At 67.3% G+C, this 18,859-nt stretch carries 16 protein-coding genes and 3 tRNA genes; 6 read left to right on the forward strand and 13 right to left on the reverse strand.

Annotation, left to right across the window (positions count from 1 at the left end; genetic code table 11):
• Positions 1 to 283: 283 nt before the first annotated feature.
• The 7 genes from C3Y15_RS04700 to C3Y15_RS04730 all read right to left on the reverse strand — a co-directional run bounded on the left by C3Y15_RS04700 (position 284) and on the right by C3Y15_RS04730 (position 6,197).
• Positions 284 to 1,228: an ABC transporter substrate-binding protein gene (locus tag C3Y15_RS04700; RefSeq protein ID WP_011884652.1), complete on the reverse strand. Its 945-nt coding sequence runs from the start codon at positions 1,226 to 1,228 to the stop codon at positions 284 to 286.
• An 82-nt stretch (positions 1,229 to 1,310) separates the two neighbouring features.
• Positions 1,311 to 2,348, reverse strand: a complete 1,038-nt coding sequence (locus tag C3Y15_RS04705) for a ribose ABC transporter permease (RefSeq protein WP_011884653.1) — start codon at positions 2,346 to 2,348, stop codon at positions 1,311 to 1,313.
• 38 nt (positions 2,349 to 2,386) lie between these two features.
• Positions 2,387 to 3,940: a sugar ABC transporter ATP-binding protein gene (locus tag C3Y15_RS04710; RefSeq protein WP_014722957.1), complete on the reverse strand. Its 1,554-nt coding sequence runs from the start codon at positions 3,938 to 3,940 to the stop codon at positions 2,387 to 2,389.
• On the reverse strand, positions 3,927 to 5,174 hold the full coding sequence (locus C3Y15_RS04715; RefSeq protein WP_045579474.1) for an ROK family protein: 1,248 nt from the start codon (positions 5,172 to 5,174) through the stop codon (positions 3,927 to 3,929). The genes C3Y15_RS04710 and C3Y15_RS04715 overlap by 14 nt, the downstream gene beginning before the upstream one ends.
• Positions 5,175 to 5,451: 277 nt before the next feature.
• Positions 5,452 to 5,538: transfer RNA gene (locus C3Y15_RS04720), tRNA-Leu, on the reverse strand.
• A 259-nt stretch (positions 5,539 to 5,797) separates the two neighbouring features.
• Positions 5,798 to 5,884, reverse strand: a tRNA-Leu gene (locus tag C3Y15_RS04725).
• A gap of 226 nt (positions 5,885 to 6,110) precedes the next feature.
• Positions 6,111 to 6,197, reverse strand: a tRNA-Leu gene (locus C3Y15_RS04730).
• Positions 6,198 to 6,446: 249 nt separating this feature from the next.
• On the opposite strand from C3Y15_RS04730, the gene rnr reads away from it, so the two are divergent.
• The 6 genes from rnr to C3Y15_RS04760 all read left to right on the forward strand — a co-directional run bounded on the left by rnr (position 6,447) and on the right by C3Y15_RS04760 (position 13,650).
• Complete coding sequence (rnr, locus tag C3Y15_RS04735; protein ID WP_011884656.1) at positions 6,447 to 8,930, forward strand: ribonuclease R; 2,484 nt, start codon at positions 6,447 to 6,449, stop codon at positions 8,928 to 8,930.
• Between the two features lie 149 nt (positions 8,931 to 9,079).
• Positions 9,080 to 9,823 carry a 23S rRNA (guanosine(2251)-2'-O)-methyltransferase RlmB gene (gene rlmB / locus C3Y15_RS04740; protein WP_011884657.1) on the forward strand — a complete coding sequence of 248 codons (744 nt, stop codon included), beginning with the start codon at positions 9,080 to 9,082 and terminating at the stop codon, positions 9,821 to 9,823.
• A gap of 131 nt (positions 9,824 to 9,954) precedes the next feature.
• Entirely contained in the window at positions 9,955 to 10,785 is an 831-nt protein-coding gene (locus C3Y15_RS04745; protein WP_046427142.1) for an N-acetylmuramoyl-L-alanine amidase, read from the forward strand.
• A gap of 89 nt (positions 10,786 to 10,874) precedes the next feature.
• Entirely contained in the window at positions 10,875 to 11,567 is a 693-nt protein-coding gene (gene rpiA, locus C3Y15_RS04750) for a ribose-5-phosphate isomerase RpiA (protein ID WP_011884660.1), read from the forward strand.
• 282 nt (positions 11,568 to 11,849) lie between these two features.
• Positions 11,850 to 12,566: a FadR/GntR family transcriptional regulator gene (locus C3Y15_RS04755; RefSeq protein ID WP_011884662.1), complete on the forward strand. Its 717-nt coding sequence runs from the start codon at positions 11,850 to 11,852 to the stop codon at positions 12,564 to 12,566.
• Between the two features lie 97 nt (positions 12,567 to 12,663).
• Positions 12,664 to 13,650, forward strand: a complete 987-nt coding sequence (locus tag C3Y15_RS04760) for a Gfo/Idh/MocA family oxidoreductase (protein ID WP_059460557.1) — start codon at positions 12,664 to 12,666, stop codon at positions 13,648 to 13,650.
• Positions 13,651 to 13,696: 46 nt separating this feature from the next.
• Here the strand turns inward: C3Y15_RS04760 and C3Y15_RS04765 are convergent, their stop codons facing one another.
• The 6 genes from C3Y15_RS04765 to C3Y15_RS04790 all read right to left on the reverse strand — a co-directional run bounded on the left by C3Y15_RS04765 (position 13,697) and on the right by C3Y15_RS04790 (position 18,788).
• Positions 13,697 to 14,389 (reverse strand): amino acid ABC transporter permease, encoded by a 693-nt coding sequence (locus C3Y15_RS04765; protein WP_041493821.1) that lies wholly within the window; start codon positions 14,387 to 14,389, stop codon positions 13,697 to 13,699.
• Between the two features lie 122 nt (positions 14,390 to 14,511).
• A complete protein-coding gene (locus tag C3Y15_RS04770; protein WP_011884668.1) occupies positions 14,512 to 15,306 on the reverse strand; it encodes a cystine ABC transporter substrate-binding protein in 795 nt (264 codons plus the stop codon).
• 99 nt (positions 15,307 to 15,405) lie between these two features.
• A complete protein-coding gene (locus C3Y15_RS04775) occupies positions 15,406 to 16,443 on the reverse strand; it encodes a quinone-dependent dihydroorotate dehydrogenase (RefSeq protein ID WP_034193041.1) in 1,038 nt (345 codons plus the stop codon).
• A 159-nt stretch (positions 16,444 to 16,602) separates the two neighbouring features.
• Entirely contained in the window at positions 16,603 to 17,433 is an 831-nt protein-coding gene (locus C3Y15_RS04780; protein WP_011884672.1) for an arginyltransferase, read from the reverse strand.
• A gap of 33 nt (positions 17,434 to 17,466) precedes the next feature.
• Complete coding sequence (aat, locus tag C3Y15_RS04785) at positions 17,467 to 18,231, reverse strand: leucyl/phenylalanyl-tRNA--protein transferase (RefSeq protein ID WP_014722964.1); 765 nt, start codon at positions 18,229 to 18,231, stop codon at positions 17,467 to 17,469.
• 11 nt (positions 18,232 to 18,242) lie between these two features.
• A complete protein-coding gene (locus tag C3Y15_RS04790) occupies positions 18,243 to 18,788 on the reverse strand; it encodes an NUDIX hydrolase (protein ID WP_011884676.1) in 546 nt (181 codons plus the stop codon).
• Between the last annotated feature and the right edge of the window lie 71 nt (positions 18,789 to 18,859).

Genomic DNA, 18,859 nt, shown 5'->3' on the forward strand with positions numbered 1-18,859 from the left:
GGATATGTAACGGGCAAGCGGGACGCTCGCGCCGGCGGCGTCGACGCGAAGCGCGGCGGGCGGTCGCGCTGCATGCGGCGTGACGGGCGGCGGCTAATGCAATCCGTGCCGCCAGCGCCGCTCGTGCCACCCGTGCCGCTCGTGCCACCCGTGCCGCTCGTGCGATCCACGGCGCGGGGCCGCCAATGAATGCGGCCAGTGCGACTCGTGCCCCGCGACCACCCGCATCCGCCCTCAGCCCACACGCCCCGTCCGACACCGCACGCGAGCACGTACGCCGCGATCAGCGCGGGCTGGTCCAGCCCTTGTAGCCTTTCACGTTGTCGCGCGTGACGAGCGTCGGCTCGATCAGGATCATCGGGTTGGCCGGCTTCTGACCGTTCATGATGCCGTAGCCGACGTTCACCGCCTGTTGCGCCATCGCCCACGGGTCCTGGCTCGACGACGCCTGCACGAGCGTGTTCGACTTCAGTGCGACCTCGATGTCGGGCGCGCCGTCGACCGACGTGATCACGATGTTCGGGCGGTTCAGTTGCTTCGCCGCGAGATCGCTGCCGATCGCCTGCGGATCGTTGATCGTGAACACGCCGTCGAGCTTCGGAAAGCGCGTCAGGTAGCCTTGCATCGCGTTCATCCCGCCTTCGCGCGAGCCCTTGCCGTCCTGGTCGCTCGACAGCAGCTTGATGCCCGGGTTCTTCGCGAGCACGGCCTTGCAGCCGTTCACGCGGTCGATCACGGCCGACACCTGCGGGCCGTTCTCGATGATCACGTTGCCCTTGCCGTTGAGCTTCTTCGCGAGGTAGTCGCACGCGAGTTCGCCGGCCTTCACGTTGTTGGTCTGCACGGTCGCGTTCGCGCCGGCGGCCGCGACGTCGACGGCGACCACCGTGATGCCGGCTGCCTGCGCCTTCTTCACCGCCGGCTCGATCGCCTTCGGATCGGTCGCGTTCAGTAGGATCATGTCGACGTGCGCGGAGATGAAGTTGTCGATCTGCGTGAACTGCTTGTTCAGATCGTAGTCGGCCGACACCGCGGTGACTTTCGCGTTCGGATTGATCTGCTTCGCGCGCGCTTCGGCGCCCTTGACGATCGTGACGAAGTACGGGTTGCCGAGCGATCCGACCGTGACGCCGATCGATTTCAGCGGCTTGTCGGCCGCGTGGGCGGCGGCGGTGCCGAATGCGAGCGCGCAGGCGACGGCGGTCAGGGCGGCTTGGTGCTTGAACATGTCGTTGTGTCTCCGAAGGTCCGTTGGCGGTCGGGCGCAGGAGGACCTGCCTGCGCCCCGATGGTTGAACGGGAAGGGCGGCTCAGGTGCGGGCCGAGTCGCGCTGGCGATAGCGGTCGAGCGCGACGGCGCCGATGATCACGAGCCCCTTGATGATGTACTGCCAGATGTCCGATACGCCCAGCAGCACGAGGCCGTTGGTCAGCACCGCGATGATCAGCGCGCCGATCAGCGTGCCGACGATCGAACCGACGCCGCCGACGAAGCTCGTGCCGCCGAGGATCACCGCGGCGATCGCGTCGAGCTCGTACGACTGGCCGAGCTGCAGGCCGTTGGCCGCGTAGAGCCGGGCGGCCGACATCACCGCGCCGAGCCCGGCGAGCAGCCCCGACGCCGCATAGACGAACAGCTGGATCGCGCGCACGTTGATGCCCGACAGCCGCGCGGCTTCCGGGTTGCCGCCGACCGAGTAGATCCGCATCCCGAGCACGGTGCGGCGCAGGATGAACCACGACAGAGCGATCACCGCGCAGGCGATCACGACGAGCCAGGGCACGCCGAGTACCGTGCCGTTGCCGATGAACGCGAACGGCAGTTGCGGGTTGAAGATGGTCGTGTCGTTGCCGATCAGGCGCGCGACGCCGCGCACGGCCGTCATCGCGCCGAGCGTGACGATGAACGGCGGCAGGCGCAGGAACGAGATCAGGCCGCCGTTGATCGCGCCGAACGCGAGGCCGACGGCGAGCGCGATCGGCACGCCGAGCCAGCCCCAGCCGGGGATCGTCGACGCGAGCAGCGCGGCGACCGCCGACGCGGCGAGCACCGAGCCGACCGACAGGTCGATGCCGCCCGTCAGGATCACGAACGTCATGCCGGCGGCCAGCACGATGTTGATCGACGCCTGCTGCGTGACGATCGACAGGTTCTGCAGCGTGAAGAAGCCGTCGGTCAGGAAGCCGAAGCCGATGCACAGCACCAGCAGCACGGGCAGCATCCCTGCCGTGCGCAGCAGCGACTGCATGCGTGCGCGATGATCGGCGCCGCGCAACAGCGGCGTGCGGGTGGCGACCGGTTGGGCCGCCGCGGAAGCGAGGTTCCGTTGCTTGGGCTGGTTGATCATGTCGGTACCTTGGATGAAGGAGTGAGTGAGGGCCGCGGTCAGTGCGCGTCGGCGAGTTCGGCCTGCGAGCCGGTCGCGAGCGCGATGATCGCTTCCTGCGTGATCGGCGTGTGCGTGTGGCCGCCGAGTTCGCCGGCGATTTCGCCTTCGCGCATCACGAGCACGCGGTCGGCGACGCCGATGATCTCCGGCAGCTCGCTCGAGATCACGATCACGCCGACGCCCGCGCGGGCCAGTTCGTTGATGATCCGGTAGATCTCGGACTTGGCGCCGATGTCGACGCCGCGCGTCGGTTCGTCGAGGATCAGCACGCGCGGCTTGGTCTCGAGCAGCCGCGACAGCAGTACCTTCTGCTGATTGCCGCCCGACAGCGCGCCGACGTTCACGTTCGCGTGCGGCACGCGGATCGACAGCGATGCGATCGCGTCGCGCGCGCGCTCGGCGCCGCGCGCGAGATCGAGCGTGCCGAGCCGCGCGTCGCGGTTGCACACCGAGATGTTGATGTTGTCGCGCACGCTCATGTCGAGGAACAGGCCCTGGCGCTTGCGGTCTTCGGTCAGATAGACGAGGCCGGCGTCGATCGCATCGCGCGGCGAATGTGCGCCGAACGTGCGCTCGCCGAGCTTCACCTCGCCGCGCGTGCGCGGCTCCGCGCCGAAGATCAGCCGCGCGAGTTCGGTGCGGCCCGCGCCGACCAGCCCGGCGATGCCGAGCACTTCGCCCGCGTGCAGGTCGAGGCTGCAGCCGCGCACGCGCTCGTCGTCGGCGATGTCGCGCACCGACAGCAGCAGGTGGCCGGGGTCGTACGGCGCGTGTTCCTTCTTGTAGAAGCCGGAGATGTCGCGGCCCACCATCATCGCGACGAGCCGGTCGGCCGACAGCGCCGCGCGCTCGAGCGTGCCGACGTAGGTGCCGTCGCGCAGCACCGACACGCGGTCGGACAGCTCGTAGATCTCGGCCATTCGGTGGCTGATGTAGATGATCGCGAGGCCTTCCTCGCGCAGCTGGCGGATCAGGCCGAACAGATGTTCCGTTTCGCGCGACGACAGCGGCGTCGTCGGTTCGTCCATCACCAGAATGCGTGCGCGGGTATGCACGGCGCGCGCGATCTCGACGAGCTGCTGCTCGGCGATCGACAGCGTGCCGACCAGCGTGTCCGGCCCGAACGGCGCGCCGAGGCGCGCCAGCACGTCCTGGCAGCCGCGCGCCATCGCCGCGCGGTCGATGGTGCCCCAGCGCCGGTTGCCGCGGCGCAGCTCGCGCCCGACGTAGATGTTCTCCGCGACGGTGAGGTTCGGCGCGAGGCACAGCTCCTGATAGATCACCGCGACGCCGGCATCGCGCGCGGCGAGCGGGCCGTCGACGTCGATGCGCTGGCCGTCGATCAGGATTTCGCCGCCGGCGTCGGCACGATACGCGCCCGACAGGATTTTCATCAGCGTCGACTTGCCCGCGCCGTTCTCGCCCATCAGCGAGTGGATCTCGCCCGGATAGACGGTCAGGCTGACATTGTCGAGCGCGCGCACGGCCGGGAACGTCTTGCTGATTCCGCGCATTTCGAGCAGCGGCCGCGGCGACTCAGATCGCGACATGGTTGACCTCCTGCGATTCGATGCGGGCGCCCCTGAGGATGCCGGCCCGCGGGGAGAAGTTGAAGTACATCGGCAGCGTCGCGGCGCCGATCGCGCCGGCGTCGGCGCCGAACGTGCCGCGCACGAGCGTCGGCGTGCCGCGCGCTTCCGGAGCGGTGGCGACGAGCGCAGCGCGCAGGCGGCTGGTCAACGCGTCGAGCAGGCCCGCGTCGGTATCGGCGTCGAGCACGACCACCGGCGCATCGACGACGCACAGCACCGCACGCAGTGCCGGTGCGAGCGCATCGACGCAGTCGTCGATCCATTCGGTCACCGCCGGCAGGCCACGGGCGATGCACGCCTCGAGGTCGGCGCGGCTTTCGACCGTCTCGCCGTGATGGCGCAGATGGCGCACCAGCGCATGCAGCGACGCGCGCGCGAGCAGGATGTCCCACGGCCCGCGTGGCGGCGGCGCGGAGGCGAGCCGGCTCGGCAGCACGGGGATCACGGCGATGTCGCCGGCATTGCCCGTCACGCCGCGCAGGCAGTCGCCGTCGATCGCGATGCCGCCGCCGATCGCCGGGCCGATGAACAGATAGACGAAGTCGTCGCACTGGCGGCCGTACCCGTAGAACAGTTCGGCGATGGCGGCCGCGTTGCCGTCGTTCTCGCCGAACACGGGCAGCGACACCGTGCGCCCGAGGTCGCTGGCGAAGTCGACGTCTTCCCACGCGCGGAACGTGTCGGGCGCCAGGCCGAGCTCGCGCATCCACGCGCCGAGGTTGTACGGCTGGGCGACGCCGATGCCCGCGAGCCGCGCGCGTTCGTGCGCGGGCAGCAGAGCCTGCATCGCGTCGATGTCGTGGCGCACGATCTCGATGACTTCGGCGGGCGGCGGCAGCAGGGTGTCGTGCGAACGGCGGCCGAGTACGTCGCCGGCGAAATTGACGAGCGCCGTCTCGATGCGCATGCGGTCGAGATGGACGCCGATGCCGAACGCGCCGCGCGGATCGAGACGGATCAGCGACGCCGGCTGGCCGCGCTGGCCTTCGGTGCGCCCGGCGAATTCGATCAGCTTCGCATCGGCGAGCGACGCGATGATGCTGCCGACGGCCGTGCCGGTCATGTTCGCGAGTCGGGCGAGATCGGCTTTCGACGCGCTGCCCGCGCGGCGCAGCGTCTTCAGCAACAGGCGCTCGTTGTAACGGCGCACGTTGGCCGAGTTGCTGCCCTGACCGATGTGCGGGCTTCTCATCGCGTCTCCTTCCATGTCGCACCGGTGTCGGCGCATTAAATAAATCATGTTGATTTATTTAACCGCGTGGACGGCGTCATGTCAGCCTAGGGAAATCCCGGTTTTTCTTGGTGACGAGAGTGGGGGCATGCGGGAGAGGGCGGTTGCCGGCGCGTTACCGCGCGGATGCGACGCATGCCGGGCGGCTGGTCGCGTCGTGTCGGCGCGATCGGGAATCGTGGTTCAGGGAGCAGAAATGAAAAAAGGCCGGCTAAAAGCCGACCTTTTCGAAAACAGATGGTGCCCAGGAGAGGACTCGAACCTCCACGATGTTGCCACCGCTAGGACCTGAACCTAGTGCGTCTACCAATTCCGCCACCTGGGCACGTTTCGCTTGCTGCGATACGAAGACCGCTATTCTAGCGTGTCTGAGAGATCTGTCAACAGAATTTGAGGTCGCGAACGATAATATTTTTCGGATGAAATTTCACGGCGGTGCAGGGTGAAGTTGCCGCGCATCACGCCGCTGGATGAATCGCGCCGCATGCGCGTGGCTTCCCCCAGCCCGTGCACTTGGCGAGCCCATCGAATCGCGCGCGGAAAATAAAAAAGGCCGGCTAGAAGCCGACCTTTTCGAAAACAGATGGTGCCCAGGAGAGGACTCGAACCTCCACGATGTTGCCACCGCTAGGACCTGAACCTAGTGCGTCTACCAATTCCGCCACCTGGGCACGTTTCGCTTGCTGCGATGCGAAGACCGCTATTCTAGCGTGTCTGGGAGATCTGTCAACAGAATTTGAGGCTGCGAACGATAATATTTTCCGGATGCGATTTCACGATGGTGCAGGGTGAGGTTGCCGCGCATCACGCCGCTGAACGAGTGCACCTGGCGATCTCATCGAACCGCGCGCGGAAAATAAAAAAGGCCGGCTAGAAGCCGACCTTTTCGAAAACAGATGGTGCCCAGGAGAGGACTCGAACCTCCACGATGTTGCCACCGCTAGGACCTGAACCTAGTGCGTCTACCAATTCCGCCACCTGGGCACGTTTTGCAGTAGCTGCTTGCTGCAAAGAAGCGAAATTATAGCGCCCCAATTATTCGTGTCAACACTTTTTTGCGATGCACCGTGAACGGCGCGCGGCGGCGCATGCATGCGGCATTCGGGTCATTTCGCGACACGGGCGGGTGATAGAATGACTCGCCGCCGTCACTATAGAACTGTCTGACGGACACTTCTATGTTGATGCCGTGCACCATCAGTCAACGCAACGAGAACAACCATCGACAAGCCCTTGAGCAAATACCCGTACCCCATTCCGAGCCGTGAAGAAATTCTGGGCGTGCTGCGCACGAGCGACGCGCCGCTGGCCGCCAACGACATCGCCGAGGCGCTGTCGATCAAGCGCCAGGAGCGCGAGGGGTTCTTCCGGCGTGTCGCCGCGATGGAACGCGACGGCCAGATCCGCCTCGACAAGCGCGGGCACTATCAGCTCACCCACCCATCGAACTTCGTCGCCGGCCGCGTGCAGGGGCATCGCGACGGCTACGGCTTCGTGATCCGTGACGACGGTCAGGACGACCTGTTCCTGCCCAACGGCGAAATGCAGAAGGTGATGCACAACGATCGCGTGCTCGCGCGCATCGTCGGCTACGATCGCCGTGGCCGCCCGGAAGGTCACGTCGTCGAAGTGACCGAGCGCGCGAACAAGCGCGTGATCGGCCGGCTGCTCAACGAGAACGGCGCGCTGATCGTCGCACCGGAAGACAAGCGCATCGGTCACGACATCCTGATCACGCAGAACGTGAAGAAGGCGAAGGTCGGGCAGGTGGTCGTCGTCGAGCTGACCGACTTCCCGAGCCGCCATTCGCAGCCGCTCGGCCGCGTCGTCGAAGTGCTCGGCGACATCGACGATCCGGGGATGGAAATCGAGATCGCGGTGCGCAAGTACGGCGTGCCGCACGAATTCAGCCAGCCGGCGCTCGACGAAGCCGCCGCGCTGCCCGACAAGGTACGGCCGGCCGATCTGCGCTTCCGCGTCGATTTGCGCGACGTGCCGCTCGTGACGATCGACGGCGAGGACGCGCGCGACTTCGACGATGCCGTCTACTGCGAGCCCACCAAGGTCGGCCGCGGCGACGGCTTCCGGCTGATCGTCGCGATTGCCGACGTTTCGCACTACGTGCAGCCCGGCAACGGCCTCGACGCCGACGCGCTGGAGCGCAGCACGTCGGTGTACTTCCCGCGCCGCGTGATTCCGATGCTGCCGGAGAAGCTGTCGAACGGCCTGTGCTCGCTGAATCCGCAGGTCGACCGCTGCGTGCTCGCGTGCGACATGGTGATCACCGCGCGCGGCGAGATCAAGGCGTACCAGTTCTATCCGGCCGTCATCCACTCGGCCGCGCGGCTCACGTACACCGAAGTCGCTGCCGTGCTGTCGAACACGAAGGGGCCGGAAGCCGCGCGCCGCGCGGATCTCCTGCCGCACCTGCAGGATCTGTACGGCGTGTACAAGGCGCTGTTCGCCGCGCGTCAGAAGCGCGGCGCGATCGACTTCGACACGACCGAGACGTACATCGTCTGCAATTCGCAGGGCAAGATCGAGCAGATCGTGCCGCGCCAGCGCAACGACGCGCACAAACTGATCGAGGAATGCATGCTGGCCGCGAACGTCTGCGCGGCCGATTTCCTGAAGCGCAACAAGCATGCGGGCCTGTACCGCGTCCATGCGGGCCCGACGCCCGAGAAGCTCGAGAACCTGCGCGCGTTCCTGCGCGGCATGGGCCTGACGCTCGGCGGCGGCGAGAAGCCGCACGCGAGCGACTATGCGGCGCTGATGGCGCAGATCCGCGACCGGCCCGACGCGCAGATGCTGCAGCCGATGCTGCTGCGCTCGATGCAGCAGGCCGTGTACAGCCCGGACAACATCGGCCACTTCGGTCTCGCCTATGAGGCGTACGCGCACTTCACGAGCCCGATTCGCCGCTATCCCGATCTGCTCACGCACCGCGCGATCTACGCGATCCTGTCGGGCAAGAAGTACACGCCGAAGGCGCCGGAAGGCTTCGAGCTGAACACCGCGCTGTCGCCCCGCGCGCGCGCAATGCAGCAGGCCGACGACGAAACGCGCGGCCGCTCGCGCCCGAACACGGCGATCTGGGAAGAGCTCGGCCTGCACTGCTCGGCGAACGAGCGACGCGCCGACGAAGCATCGCGCGACGTCGAAGCGTGGCTCAAGTGCTACTTCATGCGCGACAAGCTCGGCGAGGAGTACGGCGGGATGGTGAACGGCGTCACGTCGTTCGGCATCTTCGTGCAGCTCGACACGCTGTTCATCGAAGGGCTCGTGCACGTCACGGAGCTCGGCTCGGACTATTTCCAGTACGACGAGATCAAGAACGAACTGCGCGGCGAGCGCACGGGCATCCGCTATCGCTTGTCGGATCGCGTGCGCGTGCAGGTGAGCCGCGTCGATCTCGACGCGCGCAAGATCGACTTCCGCCTCGTGCGCGACACGCCGGTGAAGGCGCCGCGTCCGGCGCCGCAGGCGCCCGCTGCGGGCGGCAATGGCAACGCCAATGCCAACGGCAGCGATCGCGGCGGCCCGCGCTTGCGCATGCTGCCGGCCGCGGACGAAGCCGCGCCGCGCCGCAAGCAGGCGGCGAGCGCGCCGACTGCCGCGGTGAAGGAGGCACGTGCCGCGCGCGCCGCAAAGAAGAAGGGCGGTGCGGCGGCGAAGACGCCCGCCAAGAAGGCGCACCCACGCAAGAAGTATTGAGCGTACGGGGCGGCGCCGGCGCCGCCCTCGCCGTATCGACAGACGCCGCGTTGCACCGGCCGCCGGCCGGCCACGCGGCGCTTTCCTTTTCCATGGTCGCGGCCGCGCGCGTTGCGCGGCCGCACGTTTGATCGAAGGTTGTTCCAGTCATGTCACGTCTGAAGGTTCTTTACGGTTTCCATGCGGTGACCGCACGTATGCGGCACGATGCGTCGACGGTTGCGGAGGTGTTGTACGACCAGACGCGCCGCGATCGCCGCATGCAGGAGTTCCTGCACGCCGCGAAGGAAGCGGGCGTGCGGCTGATCGCGGCCGACGAAACGCGTCTGTGGGGGCTCGCGCATACCGAGCGCCATCAAGGCGTCGTCGCGCGCGTCGAGGACGTTCCGCTCGCGCAGAACCTGTCCGAGCTGCTCGACGGCATCCAGGGCCCGGCGCTGCTGCTGGTGCTCGACGGCGTCACCGATCCGCACAACCTCGGCGCGTGCCTGCGCGTCGCCGACGCGGCGGGCGCCCATGCGGTGATCGCGCCGCGTGACCGCGCCGTCGGCCTGAACGCGACGGCCGCGAAGGTCGCGAGCGGCGCGGCCGACACCGTGCCGTACATCACCGTCACCAACCTCGCCCGCGCGCTGCGCGAGCTGAAGGACGCGGGCGTGTGGATCATCGGCACCGCCGACGAAGCGTCGGGCACGCTGTACGACACGAAGCTCGACGGCCCCGTGGCGATCGTGATGGGCGCGGAAGGCGAAGGCATGCGCCGGCTCACGCGCGACACGTGCGACGACGTGATGAGCATCCCGATGGCCGGCAGCGTCGAAAGCCTGAACGTGTCGGTCGCGAGCGGCGTATGCCTGTACGAAGCGGTACGGCAGCGGCGCGTGAAGGGCTGACGCGCCCGGCGTTGCGTATGGGCAAGCCGCTTCACCCGAACCACGCGTGCCGCGATCGCGCGCGGCGCGTGCTCGACGCACTGCGAACCAGGTTCCTGTTGCGCATCGGTGCGTCGTGCGCGATCGCCGGCATGCTGGCCGGCTGCGCGTCGCCTTCGTTGGTCGAGCGCGGCAGCTACTACGCGGACACGAGCCTGCACGCGCGCGGCGCCGATTCGCGCATCCGCTTCCTCGTGATGCATTACACCGAAAGCGACGAAGTGCGAGCGTTGCGCACGCTGACGGGCGACTCGGTCAGCGTGCACTACGTGGTGCCGCCGCAACCGCGCATCGAACGCGGTGAGCCCGTCGTGTACCAGCTCGTTCCGGAATCGAAACGCGCGTGGCATGCGGGCGTCAGCGCATGGCAGGGCACGACCGAGCTCAATGCGGTGTCGATCGGCATCGAGAACGTGAACCGCGGGCCGCTCGATCCGCAGCACCGCAGCTGGCAACCGTACACGCCGGAGCAGGTCGATGCGCTGATCCGGCTCTCGAAGGACATCGTCGCGCGCTACGGCATCCCGCCGACGCGTGTGGTCGGCCACAGCGACATCGCGCCGCAGCGCAAGATCGATCCGGGCCCGCTCTTTCCGTGGCATGCGCTCGCGCAGGCCGGCGTCGGCGCGTGGCCCGACGATGCGACCGTCGCCGCGCGGCTCGGTACGCGCGATCCGCATGCACTCGTCGACGTGCGCGAGCTGCAGTTGAAGCTCGCGCGCTACGGTTACGACGTCCCGACCGATGGCGTGCTCGATGAGCGCTCGCGGCGCGTGTTCGCGGCGTTTCAGATGCACTTCCGGCCGTCCGACTATGACGGCAATCCGGATGCGGGCACCGACGCGATCGCGCAGGCGCTGCTCGACAAGTATTTCCCCGGCACGCCGGCTGGCGGCGACGCGACGGCGCCCGGCGCACCTTGATCGCCGGCACCTCCCGCGCCGAAAAAGCGTGGGCCGTGGTCCGAGTCCGGTAAACTGGCGCCTTTTCGCCATCCCGCAGCATTTCCACCATGACTCAAGACGAACTCAAACGCCTGGTCGGCCAGGCGGCCGCCGATTATGTGATCCAGAACGTGCCCGAAGGCGCGGTGATCGGCGTCGGCACCGGCTCGACCGCCAACTGCTTCATCGATGCGCTCGCGGCCGTCAAGTCGCGCTATCGTGGCGCCGTATCGAGCTCCGTCGCGACGACCGAGCGGCTCAAATCGCACGGCATCAAGGTGTTCGATCTGAACGAGATCGACGCGCTGCAGGTGTACGTCGACGGCGCCGACGAGATCGACGCGAGCGGCGCGATGATCAAGGGCGGCGGCGGTGCGCTGACGCGCGAGAAGATCGTCGCGTCGGTGGCCGATACGTTCGTCTGCATCGCCGACGGCAGCAAGCGCGTGCCGGTGCTCGGCGCCTTCCCGCTGCCGATCGAAGTCGTGCCGATGGCGCGCACGGCGATCGGCCGGCGCGTCGCCGCGCTCGGCGGGGTGCCGGTGCTGCGCGTGACGAAGGACGGCGCGCCGTACATCACCGACAACGGCAACGAGATCATCGACGTCAAAGGGCTGCAGATCGCGGAGCCGCGCGCATTCGAGGCGAAGGTGAACGCGTGGCCGGGCGTCGTGACGGTCGGCCTGTTTGCCGAGCGCGGCGCGAACCTGTGCCTGCTCGGCACGGAAAACGGCGTTGAAACGATTATTTACCCCGCTTAATCGTTTCTGAATGAGAAGCAGTCCGTAGTTGCGTCACGAGTCGTAACGGACTGCATGTTTAAATATTGTTCAATGGCCCGCCCGGCAAGCGCAGAGCGCTTCCCGGGCTTTTTTTGAGGCCTTATAAATCACTCCATATAAAAGAGGGATAACCCTGTCAGGTGTTTACCAGATAGCGAAATATCTCCGAACTCATCAACTTATAGATCATAAGAACAGTCGTAACCAGGGCCGGCGGAACTGCGGAGCAGTTATTCGCAAATAGACGCACGGGGAGGTGTCATGGAGCAGGGCAAAGACCGGTCACTGGTCGCTAAAGTGATGGATGGACTTGTCGCGGGTATCGTCGAGGACAAGTACGGCGGCATTTTGCCGCCGCAGGATGTGTTGTCGAAAGAGTTCGACGTCAGCCGCACGGTCATGCGCGAAGCATTGTCGATGTTGCTGGCGCGCGACATGCTCGACGTGCGTCCCAAAGTCGGCACGCGGGTTCGGCCGATGCGCGATTGGCGGATGATCGATGAAGACGTCGTGAGCTGGCGGTTTCGTGCGAAGCCCGACCCGCAGTTCATGCGCGACGTGATCGAATTCCGCATGCTGATCGAGCCGCGCGCCACCGCCCAGGCGGCCGTGCGCGCGACGGCGGTCGACATCGCCGGGATTCGCGAGGCATTCGAGGCGTTCAAGGTGCTGCAGCCGGGCGACCCGAACTACGACACCGCGGACGAGCTGCTGCATACGCGCATCGTCCAGGCGAGCGGCAACCAGTTCTTCCAGCAGATGGCGGCGATCGTGCGAGGCGCGGTGCGGCTCGTGAATCCGCGCGTCGTGCAGAAGGAAGGTGCGCACGACATCGCGGTGAAGGCCCATGCGCGCGTCGTCGACGCGATCGAACGACGCGATCCGCGCGAGGCCGAGGCCGCCTCGCTCGCGCTGATCGACTTCAGCGCCGACGAGATCTCGCGCGACTTCTCCGTCGACGTGCCGGTGCGGGCGTGACGCTGCACGGGTCGTTCATCGGCGAGCCGGTGCGCGTATCATGACGGCCGGCCGGCTGTGCGCCGGCCACCGTCATACGACCGCCACGGAAGATCCGATGAACGACTTGAACGACCGCCCGGTGCGCTTCGGCATCGTCGGCGCAGGCAGCATCGCCCACCGTTTCGCGCAAAGCCTCTCGCACGTGCCCGGCGCCGTACTCAGCGGTGTGTGGGCGCGCCGCGCCGACGCCGCCATCGCGTTCTGCAACAGCTGCGGCGGCACGCCGGCCGCGAGCCTCGATGCACTGCTGGCAAGCGATATCGACGCCGTCTACATCGCGACACTCCACGACAGCCATGCGCAGTACGCGCAGGCCGCGCTCGCGGCCGGCAAGGCCGTGCTGTGCGAAAAACCCGCGACGCTGAACGCAGCGCAGCTCGATGCCGTGCTCGACGCGGCACGCGTGGCGGGGCGGCTTTTCATGGAGGCGATGAAGCCGCCGTTCTTTCCGTTGTACCGACGATTGCGCGCGCATCTCGATGACGACCCGATCGGCGAGATCCGGCTCGTGCGCGCGGGCTGCGCGTCATCGACGGTGCCGGCCGAGCATTCCGTCTATCGGCTCGACCGCGCAGGCGGCGCGTTGCTGGACATCGGCATCTACGAAGCGTTTCTCGCGGTCGACTGGCTCGGCGCGGTGCACGACGTGCAGACGCTCGGCCGCGTCGGTGCGACCGGTGTCGACGTATTCGCGAGCCTGAACAGCCGCCACGCGAGCGGTGGCATCGCGCAGCTCTTTTGCGGGCTGGACGTGATGGGGCGCGGCGACGCGTTGCTGGCGGCGGCCGGCGGGCACGTGACGATTCACGAGAAGTGGTGGAACCCGGCGCGCGCGACGATCCGCTACGCGGACGGCCGTACCGTCGAACTCGATGCGCCGGTCGAAGGCGGCGGCCTCAATTACGAAACCGCGCATTTCTGCGAATTGCTGCGCGCGGGCGCGCTCGAGAGCCCGATCATGACGCACGACCATTCGCGGCAGATGATCGCGATGACCGATGCGGCACGCGCGGCGCTCGGCGTGCGCTATTCGGGCGAGTAGGGAGAGAGCAGGCTGGCCGCGCCGGCCGCGAAGCGCAGCGCGGCGTTCAGTGCCGGCCGGGCAGCGACAGGCGCTTCTCGTACCAGCGCTGGACCCATTCGAGGATCTGGCACAGCACCCAGTACACGGCCGCGGCGGCCAGATACAACGGCAGCGGCTGATAGGTCGCCGCGATCACTTCCTGCGCGCTGCGCAGGAGTTCGGTGACGGTGATCACCGACACGAGCGACGTGTCCTTGATCAGGCTGATCAGGCTGTTCGACAGGCTCGGCACCGCGATGCGCAGCGCCTGCGGACCGATCACGTAGCGCAGCGTCTGCGACCACGACAGCCCGAGGCTGTAGGCGGCCAGCCACTGGCCGCGCGCGATCCCGTTGATGGCGCCGCGCATGCTTTCCGACATGTACGCCGCGACGTTCGCCGACAGCGCGATGACGCCGGCCGGCGTCGGATCGAGCGAGATGCCGAGGCTCGGCAGCCCGTAATAGATGACGAAGATCTGCACGAGCAGCGGCGTGCCGCGCATCAGGCTCACGTAGCCGCGAGCGAGCCATGCGAGCGCGTTGACCCAGATCCGTTCGAAGCCTTCGAGCGCTTCGCTTTGCCGGATGCCCATCATCGCGAGCACGACCGCGCCGAGCAGGCCGAACACCATCGACAGCACGGCGAACTTGACGGTCAGCACGGCGCCCTGGGCGAGCACCGGCAGCGATTGGACGAGCAGGGACGTTGTCGACATGGATGGCGAATCGAGTGCGTGCGCGAAAGCGCAATCATAAACCGGACGAATAAAACAAAGGGCGGCATCGTTTCGGATGCCGCCCATTCCAGCCCGCCGTCAGGCGGGAAACAGAGGCGTGCTTACTTGACGGGCTTCGTCACGTCGATGCCGAACCACTTGTCCGAGATCTTCGTGAACGTGCCGTCGGCTTCGAGTTGCGTCATCGCGTCGTCGATCGCCTTCTGGAACTTCGGGTTGCCCTTCTTGAACGGGATGCCCGACGGGTTCGCCGAGCCGACGTTCGCGCCCGGGCGCAGCGGCAGCTGCGAGTTCTTCGTCAGATACGCGAGCATCAGACGGTCGTTCAGCGCCGCGTCGAGACGGCCGGCCGCCAGGTCGCGCAGATACTCGGGCGCGCCCGGGTACGTCTTCACGTCGATGCCGGGCACCGACTTCGCCATGTCCATGTAGTTCGTGCCGAGCGCGACGCCGAGCTTCTTGCCCTTCAGATCCTCGAGCGACTTGAACTGGCGCGTGTCGTCCTTGCGCTGGATCAGCTGCGCGGACGAGTACGTATATGCCGGCGAGAAGTCGAGCGTTTCCTTGCGCTTGTCGGTGATGCCAACCTGGTTGGCGATCACGTCGAACTTGCCAGCCTGCAGGCCCGCGATGATCCCGCTCCATTCGGTCGTCACGAACTCGGCCTTCACGCCGAGCTTCGCGGCGACGGCCTTCGCGATGTCGACGTCGAAGCCGACGAGCTCGCCCTGCGGGCTCTTCGAGTTGAACGGGGGGAACGTGCCTTCGAGGCCGACGCGCAGCGTGCCGCGTTGCTTGACCTCGTCGAGGAGGTCGGCCGCGTGCGCGGTGGCAGCAGCGAACGACGTGCCGACCAGGCCGGCGACCAGCAGCTTCTTCAGCAGCGAAATTTTCATCGTGTGAGCTTCCTTGCCCCAGCGGGCGTGATTCGGACAGTGACGCCGATCATAGCAAGAATGCAATCGGCTACTAAATATCGTTTGATTATGGCTATATTACGCGGCGCGCTCGGCGGCGATTGCCTTCACGCATTCGGCGACGAGCGCCGGGCCGCGATAGATGAAGCCGGTATACAGCTGGACCAGCGACGCGCCGGCGGCGAGCTTCGTGCGGGCGTCGTCGCCGGAGAAGATGCCGCCGACGCCGATGATCGGCACCGCGCTGCCGAGTTCGGCGTGCAGCTTGCGGATCACTTCGTTCGAGGCGTCGAAGACCGGCCGGCCCGACAGCCCGCCGGCTTCGTCCGCGTGCGGCAGCCCTTGCACGGCTGCGCGCGACAGCGTCGTGTTGGTGGCGATGACCGCTTCGATCTTGTGGCGCAGCAGCGTGTCGGCGATTTCCTTGACCTGCTCGTCGTCGAGATCGGGGGCGATCTTCAGCGCGAGCGGCACCAGCTTGCCGTGCAGGTCGGCCAGCCGCTGCTGCTTGTCCTTCAGCGCGGCGAGCAGCGCGTCGAGCTCGCCGGCGCCTTGCAGCTGGCGCAGGTTCTTCGTGTTCGGCGACGAGATGTTGATCGTCACGTAGCTCGCGAACGGATACACGCGTTCGAGGCAGTACAGGTAGTCGTCGGCCGCGCGCTCGATCGGCGTGTCGGCGTTCTTGCCGATGTTCAGACCCAGCACGCCGCGATAGCGGGCCGCCTGGACGTTCTTCACGAACTGGTCGACGCCGTGGTTGTTGAAGCCCATCCGGTTGATCAGCGCGTCGGCCTGCGGCAGCCGGAACATGCGCGGGCGCGGATTGCCCGGCTGCGGCCGCGGCGTGACCGTGCCGACCTCGATGAAGCCGAAGCCGAGCGCGGCGAGGCCGTCGATGGCCGCGCCGTCCTTGTCGAGGCCCGCCGCGAGGCCGACCGGGTTGCGGAACGTGAGCCCCATCACGGTGCGCGGCGCATCGGGCACGCGGGCCGACAGCGCGCACGCGAGGCCCGTGCGGCCGGCCGCGCCGAGCGCGCGCAGCGTGAGGTGATGAGCGTCTTCCGCATCCATCTTGAACAGGGATGCGCGGGCCAGCGGGTAGAGGGAACTGAACACGGGAATTGGGCGGACGGCCGAAATGGATGACAACCCGCTATTTTACCGGGAGTTGCGCGGCAAGGGCGCGCTTCGCTTCGTAGGCGTCTCCGTTGCGCGGCGGCGCGGCGCGGTGCGCGGGCAAAGGGGAGAGTGAAGGCGCGCGAGCGCGCGCCGTCCTCAGCCTGCGCCGGAATGCCCGCCCGGCAGCGGCGCGCGGGCGAGCGCGGCGTCGACGGGCGGCAGGTCGACGCGGGCCGGATCGAGCGTCTTCCAGCGTCCGTCGAGCAAGCCTTCGAGCGGATGGAAGTTCGCCTTGTACGCCATCTTCGGGCTTTCGCGGATCCAGTAGCCGAGATACACGTACGGCAGCCCGAGGCTTCGCGCCTGCTCGATCTGCCACAGGATGTTGTAGGTGCCGTAGCTCGTGTGCGCGTCGTCCGGCTCGAAGAACGTGTAGACCGACGACAGCCCGTCGCCGAGGATGTCGATCATGCTGACCATGCGCAGCTTGCCGGGCTCGCCGCCCGACGCGTCGAGGTCGCGGAATTCGACGAGCCGCGAGTTGATCCGGCTTTGCAGCAGGAACTGCTCGTACTGGTCGCGGCTGTCGCGGTCCATGCCGCCGCCCGCATGACGCGCCGACTGGTAGCGCATGTAGAGCGCGTAGTGCTCTTCGTCGTAGTGCAGCGGCGAGACCGTCGCCACCAGTGCGCGGTGGCGCTTCCACATCCGGCGCTGCGTGCGCGACGGCGTGAACGCGCGCACCGGCACGCGCACCGGCACGCACGCGCGACAGCCGTCGCAGTACGGCCGATAGGTGAACACGCCCGAGCGGCGAAAGCCGGCCTTCACGAGTTCGGTATAGATGTCGGAGTTGATCAGGTGGCTCGGCGTCGCGACTTGCGAGCGCGCGATGCGACCGTCCAGATAGCTGCACGGATAAGGCGCCGTTGCATAGAATTGCAACGCCGAAAGCGGTGAAAGCGGCAGCTCAGTCGGGTGAGTCATGGGCAGCTCTCGATGCAGGGAAGGAGTGCCGCGCTAGCGCTCGATCCCACGAGGGGCCGCCGCTCCGGCGGGGCCCGTCAGCGCGGCGAGCGCGCGCTTGTCGAACTGCCACGGAATCGGCGGTTCGGCCACCGCGCGGCGCACGTGAGCGACAAAGGCCTTGCGTGCGATCTCGCGGCCGCCGAGCGACGCTAGATGCGACGTATTCTGCTGGCAGTCTATCATTTCCAGCCCCTGGTCGCGAAGGTGCGCGACCAGCGTCGCCAGCGCGATTTTCGATGCGTCGGTGGCATCCGCGTACATCGATTCGCCGAAGAACATCCGTCCGAACGCGACGCCGTAGAGGCCGCCCACCCGCCGGCCGTCGTGCCACGTCTCGATGCTGTGCGCGTTGCCCGAGCGGTGGAGCGACGTGTACGCGTCGATGATCTCCGCGGTGATCCACGTGCCGCGCTGACCGCGGCGCGGCGCCTGCGCGCAGGCGCGCATCACGCCGGCAAAATCGTGATCGACGCGCACTTCCCATGCGGCGTCGCGCAGCACGCGCTTGAGCGTCTTGCGCAGCGACGGCGACACCTTGAATTCCGCCGGCGCGAGAATCATCCGCGGATCGGGGCTCCACCACAGCACCGGCTGGCCGTCCGAGTACCACGGGAAGATGCCGCGCAGGTAAGCGTCGATCAGCCGCGACGGCAGCAGGTCGGCGCTCGCGGCGAGCAGCCCAGGCGCGCCGGTCGCGGGCCCGAGCGCGCGTTCGACGGGCGGAAACGGATCGTCCGGGTCGAGCCAGGGGACCATGGGGCGCGGGCTCAGCCGGTGCGCAGCGAGCGGAAGATATCGCCGGTATGCACGCCGTAGTCGCCGGCGGCGCGATCGGCGAAGAAGAAACGCAGCGTCTGGCTGACGGTCGGGAACGCGATCTCGTCCCACGGGATGTCGGCTTCGTCGAACAGCTTCACTTCGAGGCTTTCCTCGCCGGCCTCGTAGTCGGGATCGATGAGCCGCGCCAGATAGAACAGGTGGACCTGGTGCACGTGCGGCACGTTGAGCAGCGTGAACAGGTTCTGTATCTCGACGCGCGCGCCGGCTTCCTCGAGCGTTTCGCGTGCGGCGGCCTCGGCCGTCGTCTCGCCCATTTCCATGAAGCCCGCGGGCAGCGTCCAGAACCCGTAGCGCGGTTCGATCGCGCGGCGGCACAGCAGCACCTGATCGCCCCAGACCGGCACCGTGCCGACCACGTTGCGCGGATTCTGGTAATGGATCGTGCCGCAGTGATCGCAAACGAAGCGCTCGCGGTTGTCACCCTGAGGAATGCGCGCGATGACTTCGTGGCCGCAGACGGAGCAGAATTTCATGTCGAGTGGAAGGGACGAGGTGATGCGAGTGTATCACCGGGGCCGCGCATTCTCGAACGCCGGCGCGTGTG

Source organism: Burkholderia sp. B10 (genome assembly GCF_004368385.1).
Lineage (GTDB): Bacteria > Pseudomonadota > Gammaproteobacteria > Burkholderiales > Burkholderiaceae > Burkholderia > Burkholderia vietnamiensis.

What these genes read in the sequence shown, in the direction of transcription:
- C3Y15_RS04765 (WP_041493821.1), bottom strand. Translation starts at nt 14,389, where the DNA reads ATGTCGACAACGTCCCTGCTCGTCCAATCGCTGCCGGTGCTCGCCCAG.
- C3Y15_RS04760 (WP_059460557.1), top strand. Translation starts at nt 12,664, where the DNA reads ATGAACGACTTGAACGACCGCCCGGTGCGCTTCGGCATCGTCGGCGCA.
- C3Y15_RS04705 (WP_011884653.1), bottom strand. Translation starts at nt 2,348, where the DNA reads ATGATCAACCAGCCCAAGCAACGGAACCTCGCTTCCGCGGCGGCCCAA.
- C3Y15_RS04710 (WP_014722957.1), bottom strand. Translation starts at nt 3,940, where the DNA reads ATGTCGCGATCTGAGTCGCCGCGGCCGCTGCTCGAAATGCGCGGAATC.
- aat (WP_014722964.1), bottom strand. Translation starts at nt 18,231, where the DNA reads ATGGTCCCCTGGCTCGACCCGGACGATCCGTTTCCGCCCGTCGAACGC.
- C3Y15_RS04700 (WP_011884652.1), bottom strand. Translation starts at nt 1,228, where the DNA reads ATGTTCAAGCACCAAGCCGCCCTGACCGCCGTCGCCTGCGCGCTCGCA.
- C3Y15_RS04790 (WP_011884676.1), bottom strand. Translation starts at nt 18,788, where the DNA reads ATGAAATTCTGCTCCGTCTGCGGCCACGAAGTCATCGCGCGCATTCCT.
- C3Y15_RS04715 (WP_045579474.1), bottom strand. Translation starts at nt 5,174, where the DNA reads ATGAGAAGCCCGCACATCGGTCAGGGCAGCAACTCGGCCAACGTGCGC.
- rpiA (WP_011884660.1), top strand. Translation starts at nt 10,875, where the DNA reads ATGACTCAAGACGAACTCAAACGCCTGGTCGGCCAGGCGGCCGCCGAT.
- C3Y15_RS04755 (WP_011884662.1), top strand. Translation starts at nt 11,850, where the DNA reads ATGGAGCAGGGCAAAGACCGGTCACTGGTCGCTAAAGTGATGGATGGA.
- C3Y15_RS04780 (WP_011884672.1), bottom strand. Translation starts at nt 17,433, where the DNA reads ATGACTCACCCGACTGAGCTGCCGCTTTCACCGCTTTCGGCGTTGCAA.
- C3Y15_RS04770 (WP_011884668.1), bottom strand. Translation starts at nt 15,306, where the DNA reads ATGAAAATTTCGCTGCTGAAGAAGCTGCTGGTCGCCGGCCTGGTCGGC.
- C3Y15_RS04745 (WP_046427142.1), top strand. Translation starts at nt 9,955, where the DNA reads ATGCTGGCCGGCTGCGCGTCGCCTTCGTTGGTCGAGCGCGGCAGCTAC.
- rlmB (WP_011884657.1), top strand. Translation starts at nt 9,080, where the DNA reads ATGTCACGTCTGAAGGTTCTTTACGGTTTCCATGCGGTGACCGCACGT.